The following is a 4,213-nucleotide window of genomic DNA, read 5'->3' as shown; positions in this document are numbered from 1 at the left end:
GACCCGGAGCTGCGCGGCGTCGCCGTGGACTCCCGCCGCGTGGAGCCCGGCTTCCTCTTCTGCGCGGTGGTGGGGACGAGCGGCGACGGGCACCGCTTCCTCCCGGACGTAGCCGCGCGCGGGGCCGCCGCCGCGCTGGTGGAGCGCGCGGACCCGGCCCTCGCGCTCCCGCAGGTGGAGGTGTCCTCCGGCCGGCTGGCGGCCGCGTACGCCGCCGCCGCGTTCCACGGCGATCCCTGGGAGGAGCTGACGCTGGTGGGGGTCACCGGCACCAACGGGAAGACCACCAGCGCGGCGATCCTCCGCCACCTCCTCGCCTGCCGCGGCCCGGCGGCGTCCATCGGCACCCTGGGCGCGGTCGGCCCGGACGGCAGGACCATCCCCGGGACGGAGGGGCTCACCACCCCCGGCCCGGTGGAGACCGCGGAGTGGCTCCGCCGCCTCGCCGACCAGGGGGTGCGCGGCGTGGCGATGGAGGTCTCCTCGCACGCGCTGGAGCAGGGGCGGGCGGCGGCGGCGCGCTTCGACGGGGCGCTGTTCACCAACCTGTCCCGCGACCACCTGGACTACCACGGCACCATGGAGGCGTACCGCGCGGCGAAGCTGCGCCTCCTGGAGTTGCTGAAGCCCGACGGAGTCGCCGCCCTGAACGCCGACGACCCCGCCTGGGAGGGGGTGCGCGCTCCCCGCGGCCGGACGGTGCGCTTCGGGATCCGCGCGGAGGCGGAGGTGCGGGCGGAGGAGGTGGCGGCCTTCGCCGGGGGGACCCGCTTCGTCCTGCGGACCCCGGGCGGGAGCGTCCCCGTGCGGCTCCCGCTGATGGGCGGCTACAACGTGTCCAACGCGCTGGGCGCCGCCGCGGTCTTCCATGGGCTCGGCTGGGCGGCGGAGGAGGTGGCCGCCGGGTTGGAGTCGCTCCCCCAGGTGCCCGGCCGGCTGGAGCGGGTCCCCACCCCCGGGATCGCGGGGACGGTGCTGATCGACTACGCCCATACCCCGGATGCGCTGGAGGTGGCGCTCGGGGCGCTGCGTCCCCTCACCCCAGGCCGGCTGATCGTGGTGTTCGGGGCCGGCGGCGACCGCGACCGCGGAAAGCGCCCGGAGATGGGGCGCGTCGCATCGCGCCTCGCCGACCTGGCCATCGTCACCTCCGACAACCCGCGCACCGAGGACCCGGAGCGGATCGCCGACGACGTGGAGCGTGGCATGGGGCATGCGCCCCGCCTCCGCGTCCTCGACCGGCGGGAGGCGATCCGCCGCGCGCTGGACGAGGCCGGCGATGGGGACGTGGTGCTCCTCGCCGGGAAGGGCCACGAGACCTACCAGATCTGGGGGAGCGAGGTCCGCCCGTTCGACGAGCGGGTGGTGATCGGGGAGCTCCTCGCGGAGCGGGAAACCACTACCGGGCGAGGTGCGGATTGAGCGGGTTCAGGTGGACGGCGGCGCAGGTGAGGCAGGCACTGGAGGACGAGATGCTGCGGGCGTGGGCCGGCCGTGGGGCACAGGAGCGTGCGGGCGGCGACCGCCAGGTGTTCTCCGGGGTCTCCACCGACACCCGGACGGTCGTCCCCGGCTCGCTCTTCGTGGCGCTGGTTGGCGAGCGCTTCGATGCGCACGAGTTCCTGCGCGAGGCGGCGGAGAAGGGCGCCGCCGGGGCCGTGGTGTCGAGGGTCCCCGAGGATGCGCCCGAGGGGCTGCGCCTCTTCGAGGTGGACGACACCCTCCGCGCGCTGGGCCGCCTGGCCCGCCACCGGCGGCGCCAGCACCGCGGCCAGGTGGTGGGGATCGGCGGGAGCAACGGGAAGACGACCACCAAGGACCTGGTCCGCGCCGCGCTCGTGGCGCGCTTCCGCGTCCACGCCACCGAGGGGAACCTGAACAACCAGGTCGGCGTCCCGCTGACGATCCTCGCCGCCCCGGACGAGGCGGAGGTGCTGGTGGTGGAGATGGGGACCAACGAGCCCGGCGAGATCGCCATCCTCACCCGGATCGCGGAGCCGGACTTCTCCATCGTCACCTCCATCGGCGAGGAGCACCTGGAGAAGCTGGGGAGCCTGGAGGGGGTGCTGGAGGAGGAGCTCCACATGGTGACCGGCCTCCGGCTGGGCGGCGTCGCCCTGGTGGCCGAGGACCCCCCGGCGCTCCCGCAGCGGACGCGCGCGGAGCTGGGCGGGTACCGGGTGCGGGTGATCGGCCTCTCGGAGGGCGCGGACGTCCACCCGGACGGCGGCGCAGACGGGATCGAGATCCTCCCGGACGGGAGCACCCGCTGGAGCTGGGAGGGGGCGCCGGTGCACCTCCCCCTCCCGGGGCGCCACAACGTCCGCAACGCGCTCTTCGCCCTGGCGCTCGCCCGCGAGATGGGAGTGTCCAAGGAGGCCGCCACCCGTGCCCTCGCGAAGGTCCCCCGGCCCAAGCTGCGCAACGAGTGGCACCGCGTCGGCGGCATGCAGGTGCTTGCGGACTGCTACAACTCCAACCCTCCCAGCCTCGCCGCGGCCGTGGACCTCCTGGCCGGGCTCCCCGCGGAGGGGGGGAAGGTGGCGGTGGTCGGGACCATGCGCGAGATGGGCGAGCAGGCTCCGGCGCTCCACCGCCGCGCCGCGGAGCAGATCGCCGGGCGGGTGGGGCGGGGGATCGACCGTGTCGTCGCCACCGGCGAGTTCGCCGCCGCCTTCGCCCCGCACGCCGCCACGCTGGGCGACCGGCTGGTGGCGGTGGAGGACCCGGTGGAGGCGTACGCCGCCTCCGCGCCCTTCCTCCGCGGCGACGAGACGGTGCTCCTCAAGGCCTCGCGCGGCGAGTCGCTGGAGCGGTGGCTCCCGCTGCTGGAGCGGGACTTCGGAGGAAACGGCAGGGGACAGGGATAGGGAGTAGCCAGCAAGCGTGAAGGCTGGCTGCCGCTCGCCGTTACAGGTGCGACCTGTCCCCTGTGAGCCAAACCATTAGCTACGGACCACGGTGCTCTACCACCTGCTCGTTCCGCTCTCCGAGTACCACATCGTCTTCAACCTCTTCCGGTTCCAGACCTTCCGGGCGGCCGGGGCGGTGGTCACGGCGTTCCTGGTGGCGTTCTACTTCGGGCCGGGGATCATCCGGCGGCTGCGGATGCTGAAGGTGGGGCAGGTGGTCCGGACCGAGGGGCCGCAGACGCACCTGGGGAAGTCGGGCACGCCCACCATGGGCGGGGTCCTGATCGTCATGGCGACGGTGATCCCCACCCTCCTCTGGGCGGAGCTGGACAACCCGTACACCTGGGTGGCGCTGATCGTCATCCTCTGGCTGGGCGGGCTGGGCTTCATGGACGACTACCTCAAGGTGGTCCGCAAGAAGACGGAGGGGCTGGTCGGGCGCTACAAGATCGTGGGGCAGGTGTCGCTCGGCGCGGCGGTGGGGCTCTTCCTCATCTTCACCCCGGGGCTCTTCGGGGACGTGCCGCCCACCTGGACGCAGATCCCCTTCTTCAAGTCGTGGCACGTGACGTTCGAGCCCTGGGCGTACGTGCTCTTCGTGATCTTCGTCATCACCGCCTTCTCCAACGCGGTGAACCTCACGGACGGGCTGGACGGGCTGGCCTCCGGGCTTTCGGCGATCGCGGCGGTCACCATGGGGATCTTCGCCTACCTCCTGGGCCGGGTGGACTCCTCCGACTACCTGAACCTGTTCTACCTCCCGGGCGCGGGGGAGCTGTCGGTGTTCTGCGTGGCGCTGGCGGGGGGGTGCATGGGCTTCCTCTGGTTCAACGCCCACCCGGCCGAGGTGTTCATGGGCGACACCGGCTCGCTCGCCATCGGGGGGGTGCTGGGGGCGATCTCGGTGCTCCTCAAGGCGGAGTTCCTGCTGGCCATCGTGGGCGGGATGTTCGTGCTGGAGGCGGCCTCGGTCGCGGCGCAGACGCTGTACTTCAAGTGGACCAAGCGGCGGAGCGGGGTGGGGCGGAGGATCTTTCGCATGGCCCCGCTGCACCACCACTTCGAGCAGATCGGCTGGCACGAGAACCGGGTCATCATCCGCTTCTGGATCCTGGGGGTGATGTTCGCCCTGGTCGCCTTCGCCACCCTGAAGATCCGCTGATGCGCTCGCTGGCCGGACGGGACCTGGGTGTCCTGGGGCTCGCGCGGAGCGGGCTGGCGGCGGCGCGCCTGGCGCTGGCGCGCGGGGCCACCGTGTACGCCAGCGACGCGGGCGACGGGCCCGCCGCGCGGGAGGCGGC

General features: G+C 73.4%; 3 protein-coding genes. All 3 read left to right on the top strand.

Going from position 1 to position 4,213, the window contains the following annotated elements:
- The coding region (locus tag VGR37_11600) for a UDP-N-acetylmuramoyl-L-alanyl-D-glutamate--2,6-diaminopimelate ligase (GenBank protein HEV2148038.1) at window positions 1-1,422 on the top strand (1,422 nt) is incomplete at its 5' end.
- Entirely contained in the window at window positions 1,419-2,870 is a 1,452-nt protein-coding gene (gene murF, locus VGR37_11595) for a UDP-N-acetylmuramoyl-tripeptide--D-alanyl-D-alanine ligase (GenBank protein ID HEV2148037.1), read from the top strand. The genes VGR37_11600 and murF, both read left to right, overlap by 4 nt.
- 91 nt (window positions 2,871-2,961) lie before the next feature.
- A complete protein-coding gene (gene mraY, locus VGR37_11590) occupies window positions 2,962-4,074 on the top strand; it encodes a phospho-N-acetylmuramoyl-pentapeptide-transferase (protein ID HEV2148036.1) in 1,113 nt (370 codons plus the stop codon).
- Window positions 4,075-4,213: the final 139 nt, after the last annotated feature.

It is taken from the genome of Longimicrobiaceae bacterium (assembly GCA_035936415.1).
In the GTDB taxonomy this organism is placed as follows: Bacteria; Gemmatimonadota; Gemmatimonadetes; order Longimicrobiales; family Longimicrobiaceae; genus JAFAYN01.
The sequence above is the reverse complement of the archived record's forward strand: the minus strand, read 5'-3'. Positions and strand labels throughout refer to the sequence as shown.